At 66.2% G+C, this 24,523-nt stretch carries 26 protein-coding genes; 13 read left to right on the top strand and 13 right to left on the bottom strand.

From position 1 onward, the window contains the following. The first annotated feature begins 147 nt into the window (after nucleotides 1-147). From ACIBJI_RS03505 to ACIBJI_RS03525, 5 genes are all read left to right on the top strand, one after another. Entirely contained in the window at nucleotides 148-1,329 is a 1,182-nt protein-coding gene (locus ACIBJI_RS03505; protein WP_397082878.1) for an exonuclease SbcCD subunit D, read from the top strand. 74 nt (nucleotides 1,330-1,403) lie between these two features. Beyond that, nucleotides 1,404-1,583 carry a hypothetical protein gene (locus ACIBJI_RS03510; RefSeq protein ID WP_364357979.1) on the top strand — a complete coding sequence of 60 codons (180 nt, stop codon included), beginning with the start codon at nucleotides 1,404-1,406 and terminating at the stop codon, nucleotides 1,581-1,583. Beyond that, complete coding sequence (locus ACIBJI_RS03515) at nucleotides 1,580-4,846, top strand: AAA family ATPase (protein WP_397082880.1); 3,267 nt, start codon at nucleotides 1,580-1,582, stop codon at nucleotides 4,844-4,846. Before ACIBJI_RS03510 ends, ACIBJI_RS03515 begins: the two co-directional genes overlap by 4 nt. Nucleotides 4,847-4,944: 98 nt before the next feature. Beyond that, a complete protein-coding gene (locus tag ACIBJI_RS03520; RefSeq protein ID WP_397083053.1) occupies nucleotides 4,945-6,552 on the top strand; it encodes a DNA-3-methyladenine glycosylase 2 family protein in 1,608 nt (535 codons plus the stop codon). Continuing rightward, nucleotides 6,549-7,073, top strand: a complete 525-nt coding sequence (locus tag ACIBJI_RS03525) for a methylated-DNA--[protein]-cysteine S-methyltransferase (protein ID WP_364357973.1) — start codon at nucleotides 6,549-6,551, stop codon at nucleotides 7,071-7,073. Before ACIBJI_RS03520 ends, ACIBJI_RS03525 begins: the two co-directional genes overlap by 4 nt. 117 nt (nucleotides 7,074-7,190) lie before the next feature. On the opposite strand, the gene ACIBJI_RS03530 is transcribed toward ACIBJI_RS03525, so the two are convergent. After that, nucleotides 7,191-7,538 carry a YbdD/YjiX family protein gene (locus ACIBJI_RS03530; RefSeq protein ID WP_364357970.1) on the bottom strand — a complete coding sequence of 116 codons (348 nt, stop codon included), beginning with the start codon at nucleotides 7,536-7,538 and terminating at the stop codon, nucleotides 7,191-7,193. Next, on the bottom strand, nucleotides 7,451-9,763 hold the full coding sequence (locus ACIBJI_RS03535; RefSeq protein ID WP_397082883.1) for a carbon starvation CstA family protein: 2,313 nt from the start codon (nucleotides 9,761-9,763) through the stop codon (nucleotides 7,451-7,453). The genes ACIBJI_RS03530 and ACIBJI_RS03535 overlap by 88 nt, the downstream gene beginning before the upstream one ends. Before the next feature lie 230 nt (nucleotides 9,764-9,993). Between ACIBJI_RS03535 and ACIBJI_RS03540 the strand changes: the two genes are divergently transcribed. The 3 genes from ACIBJI_RS03540 to ACIBJI_RS03550 all read left to right on the top strand — a co-directional run bounded on the left by ACIBJI_RS03540 (nucleotide 9,994) and on the right by ACIBJI_RS03550 (nucleotide 13,057). Then, nucleotides 9,994-11,259 carry an ABC transporter substrate-binding protein gene (locus tag ACIBJI_RS03540; RefSeq protein WP_397083055.1) on the top strand — a complete coding sequence of 422 codons (1,266 nt, stop codon included), beginning with the start codon at nucleotides 9,994-9,996 and terminating at the stop codon, nucleotides 11,257-11,259. A gap of 17 nt (nucleotides 11,260-11,276) precedes the next feature. Then, nucleotides 11,277-12,155: a carbohydrate ABC transporter permease gene (locus ACIBJI_RS03545; RefSeq protein ID WP_397083057.1), complete on the top strand. Its 879-nt coding sequence runs from the start codon at nucleotides 11,277-11,279 to the stop codon at nucleotides 12,153-12,155. Between the two features lie 65 nt (nucleotides 12,156-12,220). After that, nucleotides 12,221-13,057: a carbohydrate ABC transporter permease gene (locus ACIBJI_RS03550; RefSeq protein WP_364358067.1), complete on the top strand. Its 837-nt coding sequence runs from the start codon at nucleotides 12,221-12,223 to the stop codon at nucleotides 13,055-13,057. Nucleotides 13,058-13,084: 27 nt separating this feature from the next. On the opposite strand, the gene ACIBJI_RS03555 is transcribed toward ACIBJI_RS03550, so the two are convergent. From ACIBJI_RS03555 to ACIBJI_RS03565, 3 genes are read right to left on the bottom strand one after another with little or no spacing between them, the layout of a single operon-like run. Continuing rightward, a complete protein-coding gene (locus ACIBJI_RS03555; protein WP_364357957.1) occupies nucleotides 13,085-13,510 on the bottom strand; it encodes a VOC family protein in 426 nt (141 codons plus the stop codon). Nucleotides 13,511-13,520: 10 nt separating this feature from the next. After that, nucleotides 13,521-14,357 (bottom strand): helix-turn-helix domain-containing protein, encoded by an 837-nt coding sequence (locus ACIBJI_RS03560; RefSeq protein WP_364357954.1) that lies wholly within the window; start codon nucleotides 14,355-14,357, stop codon nucleotides 13,521-13,523. A 42-nt stretch (nucleotides 14,358-14,399) separates the two neighbouring features. Then, entirely contained in the window at nucleotides 14,400-15,032 is a 633-nt protein-coding gene (locus ACIBJI_RS03565) for an NAD(P)-dependent oxidoreductase (RefSeq protein WP_397082885.1), read from the bottom strand. A 78-nt stretch (nucleotides 15,033-15,110) separates the two neighbouring features. Here ACIBJI_RS03565 and ACIBJI_RS03570 point away from each other — a divergent pair, with 78 nt between their 5' ends. Together ACIBJI_RS03570 and ACIBJI_RS03575 are read left to right on the top strand one after the other, a co-directional pair. Next, nucleotides 15,111-15,689, top strand: coding sequence for a TetR/AcrR family transcriptional regulator (locus ACIBJI_RS03570; protein WP_364357948.1), 579 nt, complete (start codon nucleotides 15,111-15,113; stop codon nucleotides 15,687-15,689). A gap of 114 nt (nucleotides 15,690-15,803) precedes the next feature. Then, nucleotides 15,804-16,727 (top strand): zinc-binding alcohol dehydrogenase family protein, encoded by a 924-nt coding sequence (locus ACIBJI_RS03575; protein ID WP_397082887.1) that lies wholly within the window; start codon nucleotides 15,804-15,806, stop codon nucleotides 16,725-16,727. A gap of 5 nt (nucleotides 16,728-16,732) precedes the next feature. Here the strand turns inward: ACIBJI_RS03575 and ACIBJI_RS03580 are convergent, their stop codons facing one another. Then, nucleotides 16,733-17,155 (bottom strand): type II toxin-antitoxin system VapC family toxin, encoded by a 423-nt coding sequence (locus ACIBJI_RS03580; protein ID WP_397082889.1) that lies wholly within the window; start codon nucleotides 17,153-17,155, stop codon nucleotides 16,733-16,735. Further along, nucleotides 17,152-17,454 (bottom strand): type II toxin-antitoxin system prevent-host-death family antitoxin, encoded by a 303-nt coding sequence (locus ACIBJI_RS03585; RefSeq protein WP_364357939.1) that lies wholly within the window; start codon nucleotides 17,452-17,454, stop codon nucleotides 17,152-17,154. The genes ACIBJI_RS03580 and ACIBJI_RS03585 overlap by 4 nt, the downstream gene beginning before the upstream one ends. Nucleotides 17,455-17,569: 115 nt before the next feature. On the opposite strand from ACIBJI_RS03585, the gene ychF reads away from it, so the two are divergent. Continuing rightward, a complete protein-coding gene (gene ychF / locus ACIBJI_RS03590) occupies nucleotides 17,570-18,649 on the top strand; it encodes a redox-regulated ATPase YchF (protein ID WP_397082891.1) in 1,080 nt (359 codons plus the stop codon). A gap of 222 nt (nucleotides 18,650-18,871) precedes the next feature. On the opposite strand, the gene ACIBJI_RS03595 is transcribed toward ychF, so the two are convergent. Then, nucleotides 18,872-19,726 carry a helix-turn-helix transcriptional regulator gene (locus ACIBJI_RS03595; RefSeq protein ID WP_364357932.1) on the bottom strand — a complete coding sequence of 285 codons (855 nt, stop codon included), beginning with the start codon at nucleotides 19,724-19,726 and terminating at the stop codon, nucleotides 18,872-18,874. A 93-nt stretch (nucleotides 19,727-19,819) separates the two neighbouring features. Here ACIBJI_RS03595 and ACIBJI_RS03600 point away from each other — a divergent pair, with 93 nt between their 5' ends. Beyond that, entirely contained in the window at nucleotides 19,820-20,776 is a 957-nt protein-coding gene (locus tag ACIBJI_RS03600; protein WP_364357929.1) for an SDR family NAD(P)-dependent oxidoreductase, read from the top strand. A gap of 219 nt (nucleotides 20,777-20,995) precedes the next feature. Here ACIBJI_RS03600 and ACIBJI_RS03605 read toward each other — a convergent pair whose 3' ends face one another. Both ACIBJI_RS03605 and ACIBJI_RS03610 read right to left on the bottom strand, forming a co-directional pair. Beyond that, nucleotides 20,996-21,220, bottom strand: a complete 225-nt coding sequence (locus tag ACIBJI_RS03605; RefSeq protein ID WP_364358064.1) for a GNAT family N-acetyltransferase — start codon at nucleotides 21,218-21,220, stop codon at nucleotides 20,996-20,998. 9 nt (nucleotides 21,221-21,229) lie between these two features. Next, nucleotides 21,230-22,123 carry a LysR family transcriptional regulator gene (locus ACIBJI_RS03610; RefSeq protein WP_364357927.1) on the bottom strand — a complete coding sequence of 298 codons (894 nt, stop codon included), beginning with the start codon at nucleotides 22,121-22,123 and terminating at the stop codon, nucleotides 21,230-21,232. A gap of 48 nt (nucleotides 22,124-22,171) precedes the next feature. Here ACIBJI_RS03610 and ACIBJI_RS03615 point away from each other — a divergent pair, with 48 nt between their 5' ends. Continuing rightward, entirely contained in the window at nucleotides 22,172-22,897 is a 726-nt protein-coding gene (locus tag ACIBJI_RS03615; RefSeq protein ID WP_364357924.1) for an SDR family NAD(P)-dependent oxidoreductase, read from the top strand. 60 nt (nucleotides 22,898-22,957) lie between these two features. On the opposite strand, the gene ACIBJI_RS03620 is transcribed toward ACIBJI_RS03615, so the two are convergent. The 3 genes from ACIBJI_RS03620 to ACIBJI_RS03630 all read right to left on the bottom strand — a co-directional run bounded on the left by ACIBJI_RS03620 (nucleotide 22,958) and on the right by ACIBJI_RS03630 (nucleotide 24,414). Further along, nucleotides 22,958-23,266 (bottom strand): hypothetical protein, encoded by a 309-nt coding sequence (locus tag ACIBJI_RS03620; RefSeq protein ID WP_396957223.1) that lies wholly within the window; start codon nucleotides 23,264-23,266, stop codon nucleotides 22,958-22,960. Nucleotides 23,267-23,602: 336 nt separating this feature from the next. Then, nucleotides 23,603-24,091, bottom strand: a complete 489-nt coding sequence (locus tag ACIBJI_RS03625) for a nitroreductase family deazaflavin-dependent oxidoreductase (protein ID WP_364344550.1) — start codon at nucleotides 24,089-24,091, stop codon at nucleotides 23,603-23,605. 161 nt (nucleotides 24,092-24,252) lie between these two features. Beyond that, on the bottom strand, nucleotides 24,253-24,414 hold the full coding sequence (locus ACIBJI_RS03630; protein ID WP_397082896.1) for a hypothetical protein: 162 nt from the start codon (nucleotides 24,412-24,414) through the stop codon (nucleotides 24,253-24,255). Nucleotides 24,415-24,523: the final 109 nt, after the last annotated feature.

Below are 24,523 nucleotides of genomic sequence, written 5' to 3' on the forward strand. Positions count from 1 at the left end.
AGTCGCGAGTCTCGACGGCCTTCGCTAGCGACTGCTTGCAGGTCGCTCGAAAGGGTCGGACGCGAGACACCAGGGGCCGCGAACACGCCGCGCCCGCGCGGCAGAATTATTGAACTCTGTCGGTGCGATCGCCTACGGTTTCGCGACATGCGGATGCTGCACACCTCGGACTGGCACATCGGGCGCACATTCCATGGGGTCGATCTGCTCGTCGATCAGGCCGCCGGGCTCGCGGCCATTGCCGAATTGGTGTCGGCGGAATCCGTTGACGTCGTGGTACTGCCGGGGGACGTGTACGACCGATCGATTCCGAGCGCCGACGCGATCGCAGTGTGTATCCAGGGATTCGAAGCCATCCGCGCGGCGGGGGCACAGATCGTCGCGACCTCCGGCAATCACGATTCGCCGACACGTCTCGGTGCGGGTGCGAGTTTCGCGGCGGCGGGTGGGCTGCATCTGCGGACTACCGTCGCCGCCGCCGATCAGCCGGTGCTGTTGTCCGACGAGCACGGTGCGATCGCCTTTTACGGCATCCCGTATCTGGAGCCGGAGATCACCCGCGCCGAACTCGGTGTACCGCAAGCACGTTCGCACGCGGAGATTCTGGACGCGGTGATGAGCCGGATCCGCGCCGATATCGCCGAGCGTCCCGGCACCCGCACCGTGGTGCTGGCCCACGCCTTCGTTGTCGGTGGCGAGTCGACCGGATCCGAGCGTTCGATTTCGGTCGGCGGCGTGGAGACGGTGCCGCTGTCGGCATTCGACGGCATCGACTATGTGGCGCTCGGGCATCTGCATTCGCCGCAGACGCTCTCGGAATCGGTGCGCTATTCCGGTTCCCCGCTGCCCTATTCGTTCGCCGAGACCTCGCACCGGAAGGCGGTATGGCTCGTCGATCTGAACGCTTCCGGCCTGTATTCGGTGCAGCGCCGCGATCTTCCGCTCGTGCGGGGTTTGAGTCGTCTCACGGGTACCCTCGACGAATTACTCGGTGATGCAGCCTATTCCGACGCTGAGGAGCACTACGTCTCGGCGACGCTCACCGACTACGCCCGTCCCGTCGACGCGATGCGCAAACTGCGCGAGCGCTTCCCGCATGCGGTGCACGTGGAATGGTCGCGCCCGGAGGGCAACCCGGAATTGCGCTACCGTGAGCGCGTGCACGGCCGCCGCGATACCGAAGTAGCGCAGAGCTTCCTCACTGACGTCCGCGGGGAACCCACACCGGGTGAAATGGCCTGGCTGGAACGTGCGCTCGCCGCGGCGGTCGCCGAACCGGACCGGGCGGTGGCGGTACTGGACACGCTGGCCGGGGAACTCTCCGCGTGAGCGGCCCTCGGTTGACGTGTGGCCCGCTCAGACCGGTCACCAGTGGACATCGCTACGGCGAAGCCCTGGCGCGCATGCCGAAAACCCTTCGCGGCATTGGTTATCGCAACAGCTTTGCCTCGGGCGTAGGTTCCGGCAGCGGGCTTGCGCGAGGCGTCCGCGCGCTGAATGGGTTCCACGAGGACGAGGCCGACCCAGGACGTTTACTGGTGCTGCCCGCGACGTCGACCGCGTTCGACGGGGGCGCTGAATGAGGCTGCATCGGCTGGAGATGACCGCATTCGGCCCGTTCGCCGAAACTACGGTTGTCGACTTCGACACGCTCGGAGCGGATGGGCTGTTCCTGCTGCACGGGCAGACCGGGGCCGGAAAGACGACGGTGCTGGATGCTATCGCCTTCGCGTTGTACGGCAGCGTGCCGGGCGCACGCGGCGAGAGTAAGCGGCTGCATTCCGATCATGCCGACGAGCAGACGCCGCCCCGGGTCGTGCTGGAGGCAACGCTGGGTGGCCGACGAGTGCGGTTGACGCGCACGCCAGAATTCCAGCGGCCGAGCAAGCGAGCCAAAAGCGGTTGGGTCAAGGAGAATGCCGCCGCGACGCTGGAATGGTTGGACGGGCGCGGCGCGAACCTCGCTCGCCTGACCGATATCGGCGACGAAATCATCCGGCTGCTCGGCATGAGCGCGGACCAGTTCTTCCAAGTCGTGCTGCTGCCCCAGGGTGATTTCGCGCGATTTCTGCGTGCGGAGAACGAGGAGCGTGAGAAGCTGCTCGAAAAGCTTTTCGACACAGAGCGTTTCGGTAGTGCCGAACAGTGGTTGGCCGACAAACGTCGCGCCTCGGCAGCTGACGTGGAGTCGCGCAAGCAGGGCATCGATCGGTTGATCGCACAGGTCGCGGTGGCAGCGGGGGAGACGGCGGCCGAATCCGTCGGGCCATTGGAAGCGGTCGGCTGGTCGCAAGATCTGCTCGCGACCGCGCGTGCTGCGCTCACCATGACTGCGGCGGAAGCCGAACGGTGCCAACAGGAATCGGCGCGCATCAGGTCTCGTGCCGAGGAGCAACGCCGCTTGCACGAACTGCGTCGCCGCATGATCGCGGCCCGCGAGCGGCTCGACGAATACGCCGCCGCCGCCGGCCACCGCGCTGACCTGCAGGCCGAACTCGAATCGGCCCGCCGTGCCGCACCGGTCGCCGAGGCCATCGCTGAGGCGCGCGCCGCGGTAATGCACGCCAGGCGCAAATCGGACGAAACCCATCGCATCGCAGCACGATTGGCCGTACTGCTCGCCGATCCTGCTGGCTCGGACGTCGCCGGCAATGAGCTGATCACGGTCCAGTCCGGCCCGGACGGTACGCCGATTGTCGTCGCGGACACGGATGTCGATGCGGCGATTCGACGGTGGAGCGCCCAGATGGGCGCGCTCGACGAGGTCAGCGCCGATGCGACCACCGCGACCCGGCTTACTTCCGAACTGGCCACGCTGCGCGACGAGGACACCGCTCTCACCGGCCGCGTGGACAAACTGACCCGGATACGTCAGCAGCTGCCCGAATCGATCGCCACAATCGAGGCCCGGCTGCGCGAAACCACCGAGGCCGCAGCCAAACTGCCCACCCTGACCGCCGAATGCGAAAGCCTGCAGACCGCGGCACTGGCGGCGGTCGAACTCGCCGGTCGCAGAACAACTCTCGACCACGCACGGATCGAATTGGAGTCGACCCGCGCCGCACACCTCGACGCCAAGGAACGCGTACTCGACTTGCGCGAACGCAGGCTGGCCGGGATGGCTGCCGAACTCGCCGGTCAGTTGACCGACGGGGAGCCGTGCACGGTCTGCGGCTCCGCCGACCATCCCGCACCGGCTCGCGCTGCGGCCAGCGCGGTATCCAAGGACGCCGAAGACGCGGCGGCCGCCGCGGAGCGCGCGGCCGAGGACGCACGCGACCGAGTGCTGGCCCGAATCACCGATCTGGAACGCGAAATCGACGCGCTCATCGCCCGCGGTGGCGATGCCGACCGCGTCGAATTGGCCGCCGCCCTGCGCGCCGCCACTGATCGCTACGAAGACGTGTCCGAACTCGCCGCCCTCTCCGACAGCCTCACGGCCGAACTGACCCGCCTGCGCACCGACGAATCGCGCCTGCACGACGAACTCCGCGAATCCGATACCCGCCGCGGCATCGTCACCACCCGCATCGCCGCCGCCGCCGCGCGCCTCACCGAACTCACCGACCGCCTGCGCACCGCCGCAGGCGCCGACGAAACTATCGACCGCCGCCGCACCCGCCTCGACACCCTGATCGGCGACGCTACCGCCCTCCGCGACGCCCGCAACGACGAGTCGGCCGCAATCGAGCAGGTCACCATGATCGCTGACCGAGTTGAAAGCCTCGCGCTGGCAGCAGGTTTCATCATCGAGCGAGCAGCGGACTCCGTCGCGAGCGGTGCGACGCCCGGTCGGGCGGCTGGTCCGGATGCGTCGCCGGGCACCGCTCCTGAGGGCGCAGGCAGTGGTGATGCGGTCATCGACGCCGATGGTGCTGGTGCGGTCGCCGATTCGGCCGAGGCGAGTGTCGACCATCGGGGAGCCGTCGGTTCGGCGGTCGTCGAAGCCGACGCCCGGCCACGCGATGACGTGGCCTTGTTGAAGGCATACGCGCGAGTGGTCACCGCGGCCTCGCGAACTGCCCAGCGGCAGAGTCAGATCGAAGCGGAGCTGGTCGCCGCCGATCGGGCTCGTGCGCATGCCGAGGCAGTCCTGGCCGAGCCGGAGATCCAGGCCGCGGCGTCAACCGAACCCGGCGATCTCGAGGAGTTGGAGTCTGCCGTGGCCGCCGCGCAGACCCAGCTGAATGCCGCGGTCGCCGCGCATGCGGAGGCCGCTCGACGGGTGAACCTGCTGGAGGATTTGGGCGGTCAGCTGTGGGCCGCGGTCGATCGGATCGCCCCGGTGCAGCGCGCCCATGATGAACTTGCCGCGCTCGCCGAGGTTGTTGCGGGTCGAGGCGCGAACAATCGCCGAATGTCGTTGCGCTCCTATGTACTTGCCGCCCGGCTGGAAGAGGTGGCATTGGCGGGTTCGGTTCGCCTGCGCCGAATGTCGGGCGGTCGCTACGAATTCGTGCACTCCGACAAGGCGGGCCCGCGTGGCCGTCGCGGTGGCCTCGGCCTCGATATCCGCGACGACTACACCGGCGCCGTCCGCCCCGCCAAGACCCTTTCCGGCGGCGAATCATTCATGGCCGCGCTGTCATTGGCTCTCGGCCTCGCCGATACCGTGGCAGCCGAATCCGGCGGCGTGGTGCTCGACACCATCTTCATCGACGAGGGTTTCGGCGGACTCGATGCCGACACCCTCGACGCGGTCATGGGAGTTCTGGACGAACTCCGTGCGGGCGGGCGCGTGGTCGGCGTGGTCAGCCACGTCGACGAGATGCGCCAGCGAATTCCGAGCCGCCTGCACGTCATACGCGGGCGAGCGGGTTCCCAACTCCGCACCACCGTCGCCTGAGTAAACGTTTACGGGTCCCCGCGGCCGCTGGCTCGTCCAAGCCCGCCGTGGCGGTAATGGCGGATTTCCGCTAGCGTTCGGTGCGGGTTGCTGCAATTGTGGATTGGGTGACGATCACGGCTTTGGATTTCGAACGCTGCTATCGGGCGGTGTCGACCCGGGACTCCCGATTCGACGGCCAGTTCTTCACCGCCGTGCGAACTACCGGAATCTATTGCCGCCCTTCATGTCCGGCGATTACGCCGAAACCGACCAACGTGACGTTCCTGCCGACGGCCGCCGCCGCGCAGCAGGCCGGATACCGGGCCTGCCGCCGCTGCCTGCCCGATGCCGCACCCGGATCGCCGCTGTGGAATACCCGCGCAGATCTGGCCGCGCGGGCGATGCGACTCATCGGCGACGGCGTCATCGAGCGCGGCGGCGTGCCCGCACTGGCCGCCACGCTGGGCTATTCGCAGCGCCAGCTCACTCGGGTGCTGACCACCGAACTGGGGGCCGGTCCATTGGCGCTGGCCAGGGCGCATCGGGCGCACACCGCGCGGCTGCTGATCCAGACCACGAATATGCCGATGTCCGATATCGCCTTCGCGGCCGGATTCGCCAGTATTCGCCAGTTCAACGACACCGTCCGCGAGGTATTCGCGGTCAGTCCGACGACCATGCGCACCGAGGCGCAGCGGGTGACGCGCTCCAACAGCCACTTGGTGCCCGCCACCAACGGCTCGCTGACGCTGCGGCTGCCTTTCCGCGAGCCGCTGGACCGCGGCTGGCTCGAATGGTTCCTCTCCTCGCACGTCGTGGCGGGCATGGAGCTATGGGAGGACCGCGCATACACCAGGAGCCTGCGCACCCCACACGGATATGCGACGACGCGGCTGAGTTTCCAGCGTGACCACGTGCGCGCCGAACTGTCGCTGCACGATATGCGCGATCTCGCACCGACCGTCGCACGCTTGCGGCATCTGCTGGACCTGGATGCGGACCCGGTAGGAATCGATGAGGCGCTCGGCGTGGTGCCCGCCGACACCGACGTTATCGAGACATCCGGGCGAGATCTCCCGGACGTCGGTGCGGCACCGGCCGACCATCCCTTCAATGTCGGTGTGGCCGCTCGCCGTAGCCGAGCCCGCCCACCGTTCACTCCCGGCATCCGGGTGCCCGGCTCCCTAGATGGTCCGGAGTTATTGCTGCGCACCATGATCGGTCAGCAGATTTCGGTGTCCGCCGCCGCGACGCACACTGCTCGTCTGGTCGAGGCGCTCGGCGAACCGATCGACGGACCGGTCGCGCGCTTGTTCCCGACTCCGGCCGCGATCGCCGACCGCGGAGCCGAGGTATTGACGGGTCCGGCGCGGCGGACCCGCTCGATTATCGGCGTGGCCTCGGCTCTCGCCTCCGGCGATCTGGTGCTGCACCAGGGCCGCCCCGCCACCGACCTCCGCCGCGACCTGTTGGCTCTGGAGGGCGTCGGACCGTGGACCGCCGATTACGTGACCATGCGACTGCTGGCCGATCCCGACATCCTGCTCGACACCGATCTCGTTGTCCGCCAGGGCGCTACCCTCCTCGGCGTCGATCTCACCGATACCGCGCGCTGGGCGCCGTGGCGTTCATATCTATCCATGCACCTGTGGAAGGCCGCGCTCGCCGGTCGCAAGGCAGTACCACCGAAAGCATCTCCGACGAAAGTGAAGACCCGATCGTGACAACCGATTTCGCGACATCCGACACCCCGATCGGGCCGTTCACCGCACTGGTCGACGTCGATGGTGCCGTACTCGCCTCCGGCTGGACCGCCGACGCCGAGAACTTGCGGCAGTTGATCCACCCGAGTCTGCGGCCCAGCGAGCTTCGCAGGCGTGCTGACCTCGGCGAGGTGACCCGCGCGATCACCGCCTACCACCGCGGCGAACTGGCCGCGATCGACGCGATCGAGGTGCGCCAGCAATCCGGTGAATTCCTGGTGCACGCATGGGAAGTGCTGCGCAAGATCCCGGCGGGCGATCCGGTCACCTACACCGAATACGCCGCCATCTCCGGCCGTCCCGACGCCACCCGCGCCGCGGCCAATGCCTGCGCCCGCAATGCCGCGGCATTGTTCGTGCCCTGCCACCGAGTGCTGCGCATCGGCGGCGCGCTCGGTGGCTTCCGCTGGGGGCTGCCGGTGAAACGCTGGCTGTTGGACCACGAAGGCGGCACGTCCGACGTCCAGTTGCGCATGGCGTAGACCGACACGTTCTACACCGAGGTGCGCCTCGAATCATCTTGCGCTGGGAGCCGGTTTCGGCCCACTCGGGGCGACGGACTCAACGTATCGGCAGCTCGATCACGCCGAATAGCGAGCTCAACAGCAGCGATTCTGTGGATTGCTATCCGCGTCGGCATGCCGTCGACGCCAATACTCCCGCTCGGACGGAATTTCACATCCGGGGTGATTGCGCTGCAGATGGTCCACATAGCGCTGGTAATCCTGCCCGCCCAGCACCGCATTGAACCACGAAACGAATGCGCGACCCCTTGTGGCACAGGCACTTGCGGCCAGTCGCAGACGCCGAATGACGGCCGGTCGAGGTGACCGGCCGTCATTCGGCTGAGCTGCTGCGGTCAATGTGCTGGGGTTTCCGCCGTCGTGCCCTTGGTATGTGCGGCGCCCGGTGCTCGGACCTGCCCCGATTCGATCAGGGCATCCCATTCCTTCTGCACCGCCTTCTCTTCCGCGGTGGCGATGAAGCCGCGCGGTGCGAAGATCTTCGACGGTTCATCCGGCGTTTCACTGCTCGGTCCGCCGCCCGCCCGCCAGGCACGGAAGCAGACCACCACACCGACCACCGCGACGACCAGCACCAACACCGCGAAGATGATCGACAACGTGCCCTGGATGAACGTATTGCGCACGACCTTGTCCATATCGTCGGCAGTCTTCGCCGGTGCCAACAACTTTCCGGCATCACGGGCGGCACTGTAGTTATCGTGCTGCTTCCAGTAGCCGATCTTCGGATCGGTGGAGAAGATCTTCTGCCAAGAGGCCGTCATCGTCACGATCAGATCCCAGATCAGCGGCAGCGCGGGAATCCACGCCCACTTCACCAGGCCCTTCTTGATCAGAATGGTCAGCACGACGGTGAGTGCGATCGCGGCCAGCAGCTGGTTGGAGATGCCGAACAGCGGATAGAGCGTGTAGATGCCGCCGAGCGGATCGGTGACACCCATCAGCAGCACCGAACCCCAGGCCGCCACCACGATGGCCGAGCACACCCATGCGCCTGGCCGCCACGACGGATCCTTGAACTTCTTCGCCGGGCCACCAAGGTTGCCGAGTGAGTCCGAGAGCATGAAGCGCGCGACACGGGTACCGGCGTCGATGGTGGTGAGGATGAACAGCGCCTCGAACATGATCGCGAAGTGGTACCAGAACGCCTTCATCCCGGAGCCGCCGAGGAATCCGGACATCACCTGGGACATGCCGACCGCCAGCGTCGGCGCGCCACCGGTGCGCGAGATGATGCTGGTCTCTCCGACATCCTTGGCCGTCTGGGTCAGCTCACCCGCGGTGACCGGATCACCGCTCAGACCAAGGGTATTGGTGTAGGCGGCGGCCTTCTCGGCGGTTCCGCCGGTGAGACCCGCGCCCGCGTTCATGGCGAAGTACAGGTGCTGGTCGATGATGCTCGCGGTGATCATCGCCATGATCGCGACGAACGACTCCATCAGCATGCCGCCGTAGCCGATCATGCGCGCATGCGATTGCTTCTCCAGCAGTTTGGGCGTGGTGCCGGAGGAGACCAGGGCGTGGAATCCGGACAGCGCGCCACAGGCGATGGTGATGAACAGGAACGGGAACAGGCTGCCCGCGAAGGACGGACCGTTGCTGTTGTGCGCGAACTGCGACACCGCGGGCGCTTTCAGCACCGGCATGGTGAACACGATGCCGAGCGCGAGCAGGCCGATGGTGCCGATCTTCATGAACGTCGACAGGTAATCGCGCGGTGCGAGCAGTAGCCACACCGGCAGTACCGAGGCGATGAAACCGTAGACGATCAGCAGCCAGGCGATCGTTGTGCCGGACAGCGTGAACAGGTCACGGCCCCAACCGGACTCGGAAACCCAACGGCCGGAGATGATCACGAACAGCAGCAGCGCGAAGCCGACGATCGATACCTCGCCGACCCGGCCCGGCCGCACGAAGCGCAGGTACAGGCCCATGAACAGGGCGATCGGGATGGTCATGCCGATGGAGAACACACCCCATGGGCTGCCGCCGTGCAGCGCGCCGTCCGGACCCTTGACCGCGGCCAGCGCCTGCACGACCACGATGCCGAGCACCGCGAGCAGGATCATCATGATCACCAGTACCGCGACGATCGCGGCGACACCGCCGATCGGACCGAGTTCGTCACGGGCCATCTGCCCGAGGCTGCGCCCACGCCGCTTCGACGAGGCCCACAGCACCAGGTAGTCCTGCACCGCGCCGGCGAGGACGACGCCGACGATGATCCAGATGGTGCCCGGCAGATAACCCATCTGCGCGGCCAGCACCGGTCCGACCAGTGGACCGGCGCCCGCGATGGCGGCGAAGTGATGCCCGAAGAGCACCCGCCGATCCATCGGCATGTAGTCCTTGCCGTTCTCCAATTCCTCGGCGGGCGTGGCCACATCGTCGCGCGGCTTGGTGATCCGGTATTCGATCAGCCTGGCGTAGAACTGGTAGGCGGTCACATAGGTGCAGACCGCCGCGATCACGATCCACACCGCGTTCACGTTCTCCCCGCGGGAGATGGCGAGGACGGCCCAGGCTATCGCTCCGACGACTGCGATCGCCCCGAAGATCGCCTTCTTCCGTGGCGTGATCGTGGAGTGATCGACCACCCCGACGGGCGGCAGATCGGGATCCGTCCGCAAATATTCGATTGTCGCCATCCGCTTACTCTCCTGAAAAACGCGCAGGATCCTGCTCAAACATCTGACAACGTATCCGATTGGTGATGTCGATCGGGCTCGTTTCCGATCGGCTTTGGACAACGTTAAGTTTTGTTCGTGTGTCGGCCATCACCTCGGTGTTGCCGAACGTATGCTGCCATGCGATTCCGCCAAACTCCACACCCGCCTGGAGGAGGGCCTCGTTGCGCAGGCGCACGCTGCTCGGCTCGATGCTGACCGCGCCGCTGCTCGCCGGCACCGGCTGTGGATCCGATGACGACGCGCTGACTTTCTTCTTCCAGGCGAGGCCGGAGGAGGCGCGGGTTCGGCTGAAGATCATCGACGAGTTCCAGCAGCGGCATCCGGAGATCCGGATTCGCACCATCATGTCCGGGCCGGATCCGCTGCAGCAGATGTTGACCTACTGCGCGGGTGGCAAATGTCCCGACGTCATGATGGCGTGGGAGTTGCTTTATGCCGGACTCGCCGAGCGCGGGGTGCTGCTGGATCTGCGTACGCTGCTCGGTCGGGAGCCCGAATACGCTGCCGCACTGCGTGCCGACAGTTATCCGGCGCTCTATGACACCTTCACCTATGGCGGCGGGCAATATGCGCTGCCGGAACAGTGGTCGGGGGTGTTTCTGTACTACAACCGGAAGCTTTTCGCCGAAGCCGGAGTGACCGCGCCGACGCGGTGGCGCGATGCCTGGTCTTTCGCCGAATTCCTCGATGCTGCAAGGGCACTCACGCGGCGAGAGTCATCCGAGCGGAACCGGCAGTGGGGTTTCGCCGATGCCTGGGTGCCGTACTTCTCGGCCGCCTGTTTCGGTATGAACAATGGGGCGGAGTGGTTCTCGCCGTCGGTGGATCCGACCAGGACCAATCTCGGCGATCCGCGGTTCGCCGAGGGGTTCCAGTTCTATGCTGATCTCGCGGTTCGCCATCGGGTCGCGCCGAAAGTCGCCGATCAGCAGTCGGTTTCGGCTCCCGATCTGTTCCGTCGAGGACGGGCGGCAATGGCGATGGGTGGGCATTGGCTGTATTCCGAGTTCGCCGGACAGGATGATTTGCCCATCGATGTCACGGTGCTGCCGGCCGGCCCGCATGGCGGGCCTGGGGCGATTACCGATGTGGGGAGTACCGGGTTGTCGATCGCCGCCGATAGTCCGCGCATCGAACAAGCTTGGGAATTCGTCAAATTCGCGACCGGGCCGGTGGGGCAAGCGATTATCGCCTCCTCCGGTCTGTTCGTGCCGGTGTTGAAATCCGCAATGGACTCTACTGGATTCGCGAATGCGCATCGCGAGATACGCAATCTTCAAGTGCTCACGGAGGGGCCGGAGAATTCGCGACCGCTGCCGGTTACCCCGGTTTGGGGCAAGGTTTCCGCGCTGCTCGAACGCGGTGGCAATCGGGTGCTACGCGGAGCTGCCACCGCGGAGTCCGTAAGTGCGTCCCTGACTGCCGATATCAATACCCTTCTGGAACCCTCATGAAACTGATTCGAGCGCGGCTGGCGCGGCGGCGTGAGCGGGCGGGCTGGATGTTCGTGGCACCGAATCTAGCTGCGGTGCTGGTGTTCTTGCTGGTTCCGCTCGCGGTATCGCTGTATCTGAGTCTGCACTCGTGGGACTTGTTCAGTGCACCACGGTTCGTGGGGATTGCGAACTATCGGCGGTTGTTCGCATCGGATCCGTTGTTCCTCATCGCATTACGCAATACCGCGGTGTTCACCGTGTTGACACTGGTGCCGACGGTGGTGATCGGGCTCGCGGTAGCGGCGGTGCTCAATCGAAAGCTGGCCGGTATCAGCATCTTTCGAACCATCGCGTTCCTGCCGCTGGTCGCCTCGACCGTGGCCATGGCCGTGGTGTGGCGCTTCATCTTCACCACCGATGACGGTCTGCTCAACATTATGCTCGGCTGGGTCGGCTTCGATCCGGTTCCGTGGCTCACCGACCCGGATTGGGCGCTGATTTCGCTGAGCATCGTGACCGTGTGGAAGAGCGTGCCTTTCGCAACGGTCATCCTGCTGGCGGCTATGCAGGGCGTGCCCGCGACGCTGTACGAGGCAGCGCGAATCGACGGCGCGGGGGCGCTGCGGCGGTTCTGGTCGGTGACACTGCCGTTGATTCGTGGGCCGCTGTCTTTTGTTTTCGTCATCACCATCATCAACTCGGTGCAGGCCTTCGATCAGGCCTATGCCTTGACCGGCGGTAATGGCGGGCCGGAGACCGGGACATACCTGCTCGGAATCATGTTGTTCCAGAACGCCTTCGGATTCTACGAGATCGGCTATGCGGCAGCGCTGGCCTGGGTGATCTTCGCGATCCTGCTGGTGCTGACGCTCTTACAACTGCGGTTCGCGCGCCGGTCGGAGGTCGAGTTGTGAATGCGCACGAGGTGGTTCGGTCGCTTCCGGTGCGGATCGTTGTGCGGGCGCGCAGTACCAGCCGGGTGGAGCGGGCCATTCTGCGCCGGACGGTGCGCGGCATCCTGATTTACGTGGCGCTCGTTGGTGTCGCCTGGTGTGCGTTGTTTCCGATCCTGTGGGCATTGTCGGGTTCGTTGAAGCGCGATGGCGAAATCACCGAGCCGACACTGATTCCCGCGCGTCCGCAGTGGTCCAACTACGGGAAGGTCTTCGACCTACTGCCGCTCGGGCGGATGCTGCTCAATACCGCGTGCTATGCGTTATGTGTCACGGCCGGGCAGGTATTCTTCTGCTCGCTGGCTGGATATGCATTCGCGCGCTTGCGATTTCGTGGTCGCGACGTACTTTTTCTCGCCTACCTCGGCACGCTTATGGTGCCTTTGACGGTTACGGTGATCCCGCAATTCCTGATCATGCGTGCCTTCGGCTGGGTGGACACGCCGTGGGCAATGATTGTTCCCGGCCTGTTCGGCAGCGCATTCGGCACCTATCTGATGCGCCAGTTCTTCCGAACGTTGCCTGCCGAGCTCGAGGAAGCGGCGATCGTCGACGGGTGCACGACCTGGCAGGTGTTCTGGCGAGTCTTGTTGCCGCACACCCGTCCTGGGCTCATGGTCCTCGGTGTGCTGACCTGGATCACCGTTTGGAACGACTTTCTGTGGCCGCTGATCATGATCCAGCGCAATGACATCGCCACCGCCACATTAGGTCTGGTCCGGCTGCAAGGCCAATACCATACGCAATGGCCGATTCTGATGGCCGCCGCCGTGGTCATTCTGCTGCCACTGGTGGTCGTCTACGCGATCGCGCAACGGGCGTTCGTGCGCGGCATCGCGGCATCGGGTCTCGGCGGGCGTTGACGGCCGCGCTGTCGGCGGCCGTCGTTATTACTCGCCCCAGTAGGTGCCGAAGCTCCAGAGGTTGCCCTCCGGATCACGGACGGTGAAGCCGCGCGAGCCGTAGTCCTCATCGCGCAGACCGCGCACCACCTCCGCGCCCGCGGCGACCGCACGATCGTGCAGGGCATCGGGTTCCTCGCAGACGAGGTAGATCGAGTCGGTGCCCGGTCCCCGTTCACAGAACGGGTTATCGCCCTTGCCGATGGAACTGAACATGATTCCGCCGCCGAGCGGCCAGCGCAGTTGGCCGTGCTCGATGAACGATGCGTCGTCCTCCCTGGCGAACAGCGCGACTTCTTCGAAGCCGAATGCACTGGTCAGGAAGGCCACTGCCGCACGAGCGTCGGTGAAATTGAGGCACGGCCATACGGCGGTGCGGGTTGTTGTCTGTGCTGAACCTGTTGGTGTTGTCATGGATCCAGCCTCACGTGCGGGACCCCTCCGGGTCTTGGACGGATGGAATCTCCTCCGCGAGCCATGCGGTGGGGCTGCAACCGGCCAGTTCCGCGAAGTCGCGGTTGAGGTGGGCCTGATCGTAATATCCGCAGGTCGCGGCCACCTGCGCGATCGTCACATAGGACGGTGTGTGCCCGATCATCCGCCTCGCGCGTTCGAAACGGGCGATCCGAGCGGCGAGCTTCGGGCTGAGCCCGAACTCCGCACCGAAGCGTCGCGCCAGATGCTGGCGGCTCCAACCGATCTCCTCGGCGAGCGGGCCGATCTGGGCCGCACCGTCGGATTGGACCAAAGTGCGCCAAGCCCAAGTCAATTCGGGTGTCACCAGGCGATCGTGACAGGCCAGCGCGGTCAAAACCCGATCACAGGCGGCGAACCGCTCCGGCCAGGACGGCAACTCCTGCAATTGCTCCCACAGCTGCCGCCCGACCGGTCCCGCCACCTCGGCGCATTCCACCGAGGTGTTCCACAGCGCACTCGCGGGCATCCCGAACAGGGCTCGGCTCCCGAGCGGCGTCAACTCGATCCCGATCCCCTCCTGATAGCCATTGTGCGAAATAACCGCCGAACTGGCCTGCAACCCGCTCAGCACGCACCGGTAGTCCTGCGGCGACTGCAGCGAATCCGTCTGCGCCACAACGTCGATACTCGGCCCGATCGACACGATGAACGTCATATGCCGAGACGGCAGTCCCCGATGCAACCCGGACGCAAACCCGCTCAGTCGATACCCGACGTACCCATCGATGTACGCCGCGAGCGCAGGTGCCGGGCGCGCCGTCACCACTTCGGTGGTCGGCTCCATACCGGCCAACGCTACGCCGCCGGTCGGCTAGCGCGAGGTGAGTCAGCCGGCAACGTTGATGTGGTGGTGGATCGACTGCGGGTCCGCCGCCAGCTCGAGCAGGCACGCGGCCAGGTCCTCGCGGCTGATCCGGATGCCGAATGTCACGTTGCGGTCGACCGCGGTTTTGTAGGAACCCTTCGCTGGATGGTCATTGAGCTGCGGTGCTCGCACGATCGTCCAATCCAGTTCGGTATCGCGCGTCGCCTGTTCGGCCGCGGCCATATCGTCGAGGCTGTGCCGCAGCAGCGGACGCAGAATGAGCGGCTTCACTACGAAGCGGGTGAACCAATCGTCGCCCGGTCCAGCGATTCTCGCGCTATTACTGATCAGGATCAGCCGCCGTGCACCCACCGATGCCATGGCCTTGGTGATGGCGAGTGTTGCGTCGGTGGCGACCGTCGTCGGGCCTTTGTCCCGTGATCCGATGGTGTCGAGCACCGCGTCGGCGCCCCGGACGGCCATAGCGATGTCGTCGGGATTCATGATGTCGGCCGTGATCGCGCGCAGTTGTGGATGATCTGTCATGGCGTGCTGGCCGCGGACGACAGCGGTCACCTCGTGGCCGGCCGTGAGTGCCTGTCGCACGAGATGTCCGCCGGTGCGTCCGGTAGCTCCGAAGATCGTGAGTCGCATGTTGAGTCCTTCAGGTTGGTGAGTATTTACTAACCTAGGATGGGTGAGTACTTACTAACCTGTCAACCGGGAGGCCGCATGGGCACGCGCGACCAGATCCTCGACGCCGCGGCGCAGATCATGCGCAACCGCGGCGTGGTGGAGGCCACGACCAAGGAGATCGCCAAGGCGGCGGGCTACTCCGAAGCCGCGCTCTACAAGCACTTCAGCGATAAAGAGGACCTGATTCTGAACGTCCTCCAACACCGTATGCCCGGCCCCGCCGCGACCCGACCCGAACCGGGATCCGCCACGGTCGAAGCCAATCTCGCCGCACTCGCCCGCGCCGCCCTGGCCTTCTATCAGCAGTCCCTACCCCTGCTCGGCGGACTACTCGCACAACCCAAACGCATGGCGGCGCATCGCGATTCGATGCGTCGGCACGGCGCGGGCCCCGGCCACGCCATCGCCGGAATCGCCGCTTACCTGCGTGCCGAACAGCAACTCGGCCGAGTCGACCCCGAAGTCGACGTCGACACCGCAGCAGCACTCCTCGACGGCACCTGTTTCCACCAGGCCTTTCTGCGCTTCTACGAGGAGGGCCCGGATGCCACCCCCGCCCCGGACGAACTTGCCGAGGACCTGGCGCAGACGCTCGTACGTGGGCTCGGATCGTAGTGCCGCTCACCCTGCGGCCGCGGCGGTGAGATTTCGCACTCGGCGCGGTAAGTGGATGAGGGTTATCGCAGCGCCGGGCTACCTTTACCTCTCCTAAGGATTTTTGGAGGTGTGATGCGGCGGGTGCAATACCAGCACAGCGGTGGCCCGGAGGTACTCGAGGTGGTGTCGGCCGATGTGCCGACGCCGGGCCCCGGGGAACTGCTGGTCCGGGTCGAGGCGGTTGGTGTGACGCTGCCGGTCGTTCGTAAGGTGCGTGAGCCGCGGGAGCCGATCGCGCTGGGCGGCGAGGTCGCGGGCGAGGTGGTCGCTGTTGGTGAGGGCGTGACCACATGTATGCCCGGCTATCGCGTCACCGGTCTGGTCTTCGGCCACGGCTATGCCGACTACGCGCTGCTATCCGCCGCGATGGCATCGCCGGTTCCCGACGGCGCCTCGGCCGTCGACGCGGTCGCGCTGGTCCGCAGCGGTTTGGTCGCACTCGGTGCGCTCGATGCCGCGAATGCCAAGCCGGAGGAGTCCGCCCTGATCACGGCCGCCGCCAGTGGTGTCGGGCATCTCGCCCTGCAGCTCGCGCGGGTGCGCGGGGCCGCACGAGTGGTGGCGGCGGTCTCCGACCTCGCCAAGACCGACTTCCTGCGCGGCCTCGGCGCCGACGAAGTCGTCGCGTACGACCAGGAATCATGGGGCGAACCCGTCGATTACGTCCTCGACGCTGTCGGGGGCGACCTTCTCACCCCGGCAATCGCGGCAGTGGCCCCAGGCGGCCGACTCGTCGCCTACAGCTCCGGCGGCGGCACCATCCAGGCCTACGACCTGCTAGTCGGCGCGAAATCGGTAATCGGCTTCCAAATGGCCCGCATCGCCCGCAACTCCCCGGATCGCTACGAACATTGGCGCCAAGAACTCTGGCAATACTTCGCCTCCGGCCTCCTGCGCCCGGTCGTCCACGCGGAATTCCCCTTGGCAGACGCCGCCGAGGCCCACGCCGTCATCGAGAACCGCTCGAACCTCGGCAAGGTCATCCTGATTCCCTGACGAAGTCAGCGTGCGTCCGGGTGCGTCACGGGCGAGAGCGTCACCAGATCCTCGAGTCCTACGAAGTCCGCCGGGTTGACGGTGTACAGCGCCAGTCCATGCGCGGACGCTATCGCGGCGACCAGCAGATCGATCCGGCGCGGCTTCGGATTCCGCCCCGCTGCGAGCACCGCCGCGACGACATGGCCATAACGGCGTGCTACGCGCGTATCGAACGGCAGCGGCTCGAACAATGCCTCTGCGTTTTGGACTCGTTCGATTCGGCGGGCGCGCTCGCCGGGGTCGGTCGTGAAGTGCGGCCCTGCGGCGAGTTCGGCCATTGTGATCGAGCTGATGACAATTTCGGCAGGCAGTTCGTCCGGGTCGACGGCGTCGATGAGGATCAAGACATTGGTATCGACCAAGCCTCGCTCGCGGACGGCAGTCATGAATCGCTTCCGGGCGCGAATTCCCCACGGCGGTAGGCGCGGTCATAGGGGTCGTACAACGAGTCATCGACGAAGTCTTGGTCGTCGCTGCCCGACAGCCCTGCGAACGCGGCGATCGTCTCGTCACGAGGCACCGCCGTACGCCGCCGCGCGGGGCGGTGCGGCACCAGATCGGCAACCGCCGCGCCATCGACGGTGACGGTGTACGACTGTCCGGCTCGGACCTCGCGCAGAATTCGGCTGGCCTCGTTGCGGAGTTCACGCTGCGGGATCTCAGGCAGCTCGGCGGGTATGCCCATGTACCCACCATATCGGCAATGCCTACGGTCATGCTACGGATGCGCTACGGCAATGTGGGCGGCTCGCTCGGCCGCTGCCGAAGCTCTACTTCTTGCCGCGTAGACTCTCTCTCTCGTGAGTCTCACCCTCGGAATCGTCGGCCTGCCCAACGTCGGAAAGTCGACGCTGTTCAATGCGCTGACCAAGAACGACGTGCTTGCCGCGAACTATCCGTTCGCGACCATCGAGCCGAACGTCGGGGTGGTTGCGCTGCCCGACCCGCGACTGGACAAGCTGGCCGAGATCTTCGGCTCCCAGCGCATCCTGCCCGCCACGGTGTCGTTCGTCGACATCGCGGGCATCGTGAAGGGCGCTTCCGAGGGCGCCGGACTCGGCAACAAATTCCTTGCCAACATCCGTGAAGCCGATGCCATCTGCCAGGTGGTGCGAGTCTTCGCCGACGATGATGTGGTGCACGTCGACGGGCGCGTCGATCCGCTAGCCGATATCGAGGTGATCGAAACCGAGCTGATCATCGCCGATATGCAGACGCTGGAAAAGGCGATCCCGCGGCTGGAGAAGGAAGCCAAGGTCAAAAAGGACCGCAAGCCGCTGCTCGACGCGGCCAAGGCCGCCCAGGAAGTTCTCGACAGCGGCAAAACCCTCTTCTCCGCCCGCACCCAACTGGATGGCGAACTGCTGAAAGAACTTTCGCTGCTCACCACCAAGCCGTTCCTCTACGTGTTCAACGCCGACGAGTCCGTGCTCACCGACGAGGCCAAGGTCGCCGAACTGAAAGCCGCTGTCGCACCGGCGGATTCGGTCTTCCTCGATGCCAAAGTGGAAGCCGAACTCCTCGAACTCGACGACGAATCCGCCCTGGAACTGCTCGAATCCATCGGCCAATCCGAGCCCGGCCTGCACGCCTTGGCCCGCACCGGCTTCCACACCCTGGGCCTGCAGACTTACCTCACCGCAGGTCCAAAAGAGGCCCGCGCCTGGACAATCCACCAAGGCGACACCGCCCCCAAGGCCGCCGGCGTAATCCACACCGACTTCGAACGAGGCTTCATCAAGGCCGAAGTAGTCGCCTACGACGACCTCATCGCCGCCGGCTCCATGGCCGCCGCCAAGGCCGCAGGCAGGGTCCGCATGGAAGGTAAGGACTACGTCATGACCGACGGCGACGTAGTCGAGTTCCGTTTCAACGTATAGCGTTTCAGCTTCTGTGAAGAAGTAGGGCGGCGCGTGTATCGCTGCTGCTGGTAGAGACTCTGCTGAGCCCCCATCCGGTGTCGGGGTGGGGGCTCAGTCGTTTCTCTGGCACCGCACGCTGGGCGGTTCGGTCGTCGCGGTATGCGGCTATGAGCGGATGTTGGGTAGAAACCCGGCCGGACGCCCGACGGCGTCTCACCCGACACTTCCGAACATTTGCGCTCAGAGCTGTAGCGACTGGGTGCCGAGGACGGCGGCGAGCGCCAGGCGGTCGGCGTCCTCGGTGCCGGGCTCGGCGGTGTAGACGCTGATACGCAGGTCGTCCAAGGCAACGAGCAGTGTGTCGCAGTCGAGGGTGATCCGGCCGACCGCCGGGTGGTCGATGGTCTTGCGCCGGGATGGGGCGGCCAGGGACGGCGGGGCTTCGACTTCCCAGAGTTCGGCGAACCGCGCGCTACCGCCGGCCAGGTCGGCGACCAGGCGCCGCAGCGCGCGGTCGGCGGGGTAGCGCGACGCGGTCAGGCGCAGGTCGGCCACGAGCCGGGCTTCGTGTTCGGCCTGTTCGCGCGGGGTGTGCACGACCCGCGAGGGCAGCCGGGTGAGGTTGCGCCAGACGGCGTTGCGTTCCAGCCCGCGCCAGGTGGTCGTGTCGCCCATGAGCGCGTGGTACGGCGCATTGGCAAGCACGAGCGTCCAAGTGGCGTCGTAGACCACCACCGGCGTGTGCGACAGCCGGTCGAGCAGCCGCTGCACACTGGGGGTGACCCGCGACGGCACGACGTCCGGGCCGGGCGCGGCGTACCCGGCCAGCCGGTATAGCAGGTCACGTTCGGTGTCGGCCAGGCGCAGCGCGCGGGCCAGCGACTCCACGACCTGCGTCGACGGCGCGGTCGCGCGTCCCTGCTCGAGGCGGGTCAGGTAGTCGGCCGAGATGCCGGCGAGCGCGGCCAGTTCTTCGCGGCGCAACCCGTTGGCCCGGCGCCGCCGGCCTGCCGAGACACCGACGGCCTCGGGTGCCACCCGGTCGCGCCAGCGACGCACCGTCCGGCCGAACTCCCACGCTTCCACGCGGTCCATTCTGGACGAGTCTGCACCGGTTGTCCTGGTCCTGACGGTCCTACGAAAACCGGACGACTGGCTGCGACCCGCTCGCGCTCGCAGGCTGGAGCCATGACCGAACCCGGAACCGTCCTCATCACCGGCCCCACGCGCAACCTGGGCCGCCACGCCGTGCTGGCCATGGCCGACCGCCCGGACGGGCAGCGACCCGACCTGCTGCTCGTCGGCCGCGCCGGGCGTGACCTGACCGCGGTCGCCGACGAGGCTCGTGCCCTTGGGGCGCGCGTCCACGAGATCGGCTGCGACCTGGCGAGCTTGGCGGAGGTCCGTGCCGCCGCGGCTACCGCTCACGGCCTCCTCGCCCACGGCGCCGTCCGTCCGCTGCGCGCGCTGGTTGCCAACGCCGGCACCATGTCGGCCGACACCCGGCGGGTCTCGGCCGACGGCTACGAGCTGACTTTCGCCGTCAACCACCTCGCCCACGCACAGCTCATCGGCGACCTGCTCATCTCGTTCACCGCCCCGGCGCGGGTCGTGCTGGTCGGCTCGAACACCTACCACGCCAACTTCTGGCGCAAGCTGCTACACGTGGCCGAGGCCGAGTGGACCGACCCCGTCGAGCTCGCCCGCCCGGCCGGTGGTGAGCGAACCCCGGGCATGGAGGCCTCCGGCATCGCCTACTCCAACGCCAAGCTCGCGATCCTCTATTACGCCCACGAGTTGCAGCGTCAGGCCGGCCCGGGGATCAACGTGTCCGTGTTCGAGCCGGGCTGGATGCCCGGCACCGCGCTGGGTCGCGGCGCCCCCGCGGCGTTCCAGGCGATGAGCCGCGCCCTGGGGCGGATTCCCGGGGTCTCGACGCCGCAGCGCTCGGGGCCGCTGCTGGCCGCGATGGCCCTCGACAAGCGGTGGGCACACCTGCGTGACGGCGCGTTCGTCGTGAAGACCAAGCTGACCGAGGTTCAGCCAGTGGCCCACGACCGCGGCCGGGAGCGGCGCCTGTGGGAGGCGACCGCCGAGCTGTTGGAACGCGCAGGCACGTCGCCTACCCCGGACACAAAGATATGACCGGCGAGCCCGACACACGATCAGCGGCATAGAAAGACGTTCTGTGCGTCAGTTGCCCCCTTGAACTCGGCGGAAGAGGATGTGTTGGGGCGCAGTCGGTTTCGCTGTCGGCCGCGCCCATGCTGGCCGGTTCGGTCAGCGCGGTATGCGGTTACGAGGGTGTGTTGACCACCGATAGAATCGGTCCGGGACGATACCGGCCTTATCCGCTGCCGATGCCTAGAACTCGCAGTACATGACGTGCGGGCCGACTCTCCCCAGCGTGGGGTGGCGAAACGCATCAGGCACGGTTCCCGTGATCTCGAACCCCAGACGCTGGTAGAGGTCAACCGCTCGGTGGTTGCGCTCTGCCACCGCGTTGAACTGTATGCCTGCGAACCGGTGTTCCTTCGCCCGCCCGATCACAAATCGGCACAAGGCGGCCGAGGAACCACGGTGTCGCAGCGGTGTCGGCTAGAGACGTATCGCGGTGCGGACGAGGTCGGCGACGGCTTTGGATCTGCTGTGTGGTGGCCAGGCGATGACGGTCGTGACCGCTGGTGCGTCCGGCACCGGCACGATCGCGTGATCGTCGCGTAGCTGGGTTCGGACCGACTCGGGCATGATTGCGCAGGTTCGTCCGAGCGCGATCAGTTGGGCCAGTTGGGTGTGGTTGCGAACCTGCGGGCCAGGGCCGTCGGGATAGCTCCCGTCCCGTCGGGGCCAGCGCGGCAGGGGCAGATCCGTCAGGGCGGAGACCTCGGCTAACGACATGTGGGGCCGGTAGGCGAGGGGGTGGCCCGCGGGCAGGACCAGGACCTGCTGTTCGGTGTGCAGATCCTCGGTGTCGAATCCTGCGGTCGTGTCGAAGGGCCGGTGGAGCAGGGCGACGTCGGCACGGCCGTCGCGCAGCAGTCCCTCCTGCTCGCCGGGCCCACACAGCATCACCTCGACGGTGACAGCGCCCGGTTCGGCAGCGTAGGCGTCCAGCAGCTTCGATAGCAGTTCGCTGGACGCTCCGGCCTTCGTGGCCAGCACCACACCGGGCCGATCGGCGGCGCGGCGGGTGCGCCGCTCCGCGGCTTCGACCGCGTCGAGCGCGGCGCGGGCCTCCCGCAAAAGCACCGACCCGGCCTCGGTCAGGGCGATTGAGCGAGTGGTGCGGTGCAGCAGAACCACGCCAAGCCGCCGCTCGAGCTGTTGGATCGCCCGTGATAGCGGTGGTTGCGCCATGGCGAGTCGCTGTGCCGCTCGCCCGAAATGCAACTCCTCCGCGACGGCGACGAAGTATCGCAACTCCCGCGTCTCCACCATGTCATCGTATCCGGCGCTCACCGCCACCAATACCCGTGCGGTATGAGCGGCCACCCAGCTGGTGTTGGACGCACCACCCGAGACCGAACCAGGATCGACGGTATGAGTGAACAGACAATCGCGCTGGTGACCGGTGCGAACAAGGGAATCGGATACGAGATCGCGGCGGGTCTAGGCGCCCTCGGCTGGCGAATCGGTGTGGGCGCGCGCGATGGACAACGCCGCGACACGGCGGTGGAGAAATTACGCGCGGCTGGAACCGATGCATTCGGCGTTCCGCTCGATGTGACCGACGACGCGAGCGTGGCCGCCGCGGCCGATCTGATCGCCGACCGCGCCGGAGGGCTCGACGTCCTGGTCAACAACGCCGCGATCACCGGCGGCATGCCACAGGAACCCACCTTGGTCGATGCCGCGACCGTGCGAGCTGCCGTGGAAACCAACGTGATCGGGGTCATCCGTGTCACCAACGCGATGCTGCCCATGTTGCGCGGTTCGGCAGCACCGAGGATCGTGAACATGTCCAGCAGCGTCGGCTCTCTCACGCTGCAGACCACCCCCGGCACCGACACGGGCCCGATTTCCGCTGCGTACGCGGCATCGAAGACCTTCCTGAACGCAGTCACCGTCCAATACGTCAAGGAACTGGGCGACACCAACATCCTGATCAACGCCGGCTGCCCCGGTTTCACCGCCACCGACCTCAACGGCTTCCGCGGCGTCCGAACCCCCCAACAGGGCGCGGCGATCGCGATTCACCTCGCCACCTTGCCCGACGACGGACCGACCGGCGGATTCTTTTCCGACGCTGGAACAGTGCCCTGGTGACAGACTCACAGGAGGACCCCGTGCCACTGCGAGTGAACCCCGCATACCGCACGTCCGGGTTCACCTCACCAACCGCCCCAGGTTTTCGGCGAGAGCGGCGGCGAGTCCGATCTCGTGGGCGATGATGTGATCGGCATGCCATTCGGAGTCGGCTCCGTACATGATCACGTCGTCGCTTTCCCGGGCAATCCACAGGCCACTTCCGGTGCCGCATCCGTTGCCCGAGAGTGCGCCGATGTCGATCGGGCACAACGTGATCGGCCGTCCCCGGTACTCTGCCACCCGCGCGATGTATTCCGTTATGTCCCATGGGTGGGGGATCGGTACCAGGCGACCCAGCTCCTCGAATCGCGCGGCGAGATCCTCCATTACGCCTTCCCTCGTTGATCACGTCACCCATGCCGATATTGCGGTGAGCGTAGTCGCCTACGGAGCATTGCCGCGGAAGTGGCCTGTCGCGCAAGCATTCTGGCCACCGCACCGAACGAGGATGCAGCTGGCGCGAATACGGAGCATCGAGGCTGCGCGGCTGCGCCTGGTGCAGCGCCATCATGCTGGCGCTGCGGGCGGCCATTCCTGCGGCTCGACATTTGCCGGCTTCACCGCGACGTCCTGATCCCAGTCGAATTCCGGGCCGATAGCGTTCACCCTGCCTGGCATTGCTCGATTGTGACCGACTTCGGCACTGCGCCGCACAGTAGGGGGTCAGTCGTGCGCGGTGCGGGGTTGGAGTATGACGACCGGGATTTCGCGTTCGGTCCATGCTTGGTAGGTGTCGAAGTCGGCGTAGGCGTCGACCAGCTTCGGCCATAGGCGCGCGCGTTGGTCCGAGTCGGCGGTTACTGCGCGCACAGCATGGCGTTCGCGGCCGATCTGGATGTGGGTCTCGGGGGCGGCACAAAGGTTGTGGTACCACTGCGGGTGTTTGGCGAGGCCGCCCTGGGACGCGACGATAACCGTGTCGGCGCGATCGGTGATGTAGAGCAGCGGCGTGGTGTATGTGCTCCCGGATTTCCGGCCTCGATGTTCGAGCAGCAGAGTCGGGACCGGCTTGCGGAATCCGGCACCGATGCGCCATTTTCCGCCGACGCGTCCACCGGTGCGTTGGTAGACCCAAACTTGGGCTTTACCTGTGTATTTGAAGATCTTCGGCAATACGGGGGAGTCGAGTTGTTTGGGGCGTGGAGGGGTCATAGTTTTCCTTCGATCCGGCCGAGGTAGCTTGACAATACATCTAGTCCTATGTGTATGGTCAAGCGATCGCGATGACCTCGGCGCGTCCGCGGCGCGGAACTTCGCACTTACCTCAGCACCCGGGGTGCCCCAGCACTCAGCTCCGCGGGGTAGCGCGGTAGTCAGTTGACGCCGAGCGGTGGCCGGTGCAGGACGAGTTCGGTGGTGTGGGTCCGGTACGCGGCGGGGGCGTCGTCCCGGTCGGCGACCAACCCGACACCGACGGCGAACCCCGTCGCGCCGCTTCCGACCACGGTCTTATGACCGACTGAATTTTGGAGCATGGGATATGTGCGGTGGCGTTCGTATGTGTGAGCGATTGGGAGTGCCGGAGTAGGATCGACCTGGTCGGGGACGGATTTTGTTCGATGCGAAATGTCGAGGATCGGACGG

Origin of the sequence: Nocardia sp. NPDC050408 (genome assembly GCF_044458905.1) — a bacterium.
Lineage (GTDB): Bacteria > Actinomycetota > Actinomycetes > Mycobacteriales > Mycobacteriaceae > Nocardia.

Excerpts from the sequence above, each read along its gene's own strand:
- ACIBJI_RS03505 (WP_397082878.1), top strand. The coding sequence starts at position 148 with ATGCGGATGCTGCACACCTCGGACTGGCACATCGGGCGCACATTCCAT.
- ACIBJI_RS03510 (WP_364357979.1), top strand. The coding sequence starts at position 1,404 with ATGCCGAAAACCCTTCGCGGCATTGGTTATCGCAACAGCTTTGCCTCG.
- ACIBJI_RS03515 (WP_397082880.1), top strand. The coding sequence starts at position 1,580 with ATGAGGCTGCATCGGCTGGAGATGACCGCATTCGGCCCGTTCGCCGAA.
- ACIBJI_RS03530 (WP_364357970.1), bottom strand. The coding sequence starts at position 7,538 with ATGGGATGCCCTGATCGAATCGGGGCAGGTCCGAGCACCGGGCGCCGC.
- ACIBJI_RS03535 (WP_397082883.1), bottom strand. The coding sequence starts at position 9,763 with ATGGCGACAATCGAATATTTGCGGACGGATCCCGATCTGCCGCCCGTC.
- ACIBJI_RS03540 (WP_397083055.1), top strand. The coding sequence starts at position 9,994 with ATGCTGACCGCGCCGCTGCTCGCCGGCACCGGCTGTGGATCCGATGAC.
- ACIBJI_RS03555 (WP_364357957.1), bottom strand. The coding sequence starts at position 13,510 with ATGACAACACCAACAGGTTCAGCACAGACAACAACCCGCACCGCCGTA.
- ACIBJI_RS03560 (WP_364357954.1), bottom strand. The coding sequence starts at position 14,357 with ATGGAGCCGACCACCGAAGTGGTGACGGCGCGCCCGGCACCTGCGCTC.
- ACIBJI_RS03565 (WP_397082885.1), bottom strand. The coding sequence starts at position 15,032 with ATGCGACTCACGATCTTCGGAGCTACCGGACGCACCGGCGGACATCTC.
- ACIBJI_RS03570 (WP_364357948.1), top strand. The coding sequence starts at position 15,111 with ATGGGCACGCGCGACCAGATCCTCGACGCCGCGGCGCAGATCATGCGC.
- ACIBJI_RS03575 (WP_397082887.1), top strand. The coding sequence starts at position 15,804 with ATGCGGCGGGTGCAATACCAGCACAGCGGTGGCCCGGAGGTACTCGAG.
- ACIBJI_RS03580 (WP_397082889.1), bottom strand. The coding sequence starts at position 17,155 with ATGACTGCCGTCCGCGAGCGAGGCTTGGTCGATACCAATGTCTTGATC.
- ACIBJI_RS03585 (WP_364357939.1), bottom strand. The coding sequence starts at position 17,454 with ATGGGCATACCCGCCGAGCTGCCTGAGATCCCGCAGCGTGAACTCCGC.
- ACIBJI_RS03595 (WP_364357932.1), bottom strand. The coding sequence starts at position 19,726 with ATGGACCGCGTGGAAGCGTGGGAGTTCGGCCGGACGGTGCGTCGCTGG.
- ACIBJI_RS03600 (WP_364357929.1), top strand. The coding sequence starts at position 19,820 with ATGACCGAACCCGGAACCGTCCTCATCACCGGCCCCACGCGCAACCTG.
- ACIBJI_RS03615 (WP_364357924.1), top strand. The coding sequence starts at position 22,172 with ATGAGTGAACAGACAATCGCGCTGGTGACCGGTGCGAACAAGGGAATC.
- ACIBJI_RS03620 (WP_396957223.1), bottom strand. The coding sequence starts at position 23,266 with ATGGAGGATCTCGCCGCGCGATTCGAGGAGCTGGGTCGCCTGGTACCG.
- ACIBJI_RS03625 (WP_364344550.1), bottom strand. The coding sequence starts at position 24,091 with ATGACCCCTCCACGCCCCAAACAACTCGACTCCCCCGTATTGCCGAAG.
- ACIBJI_RS03630 (WP_397082896.1), bottom strand. The coding sequence starts at position 24,414 with ATGCTCCAAAATTCAGTCGGTCATAAGACCGTGGTCGGAAGCGGCGCG.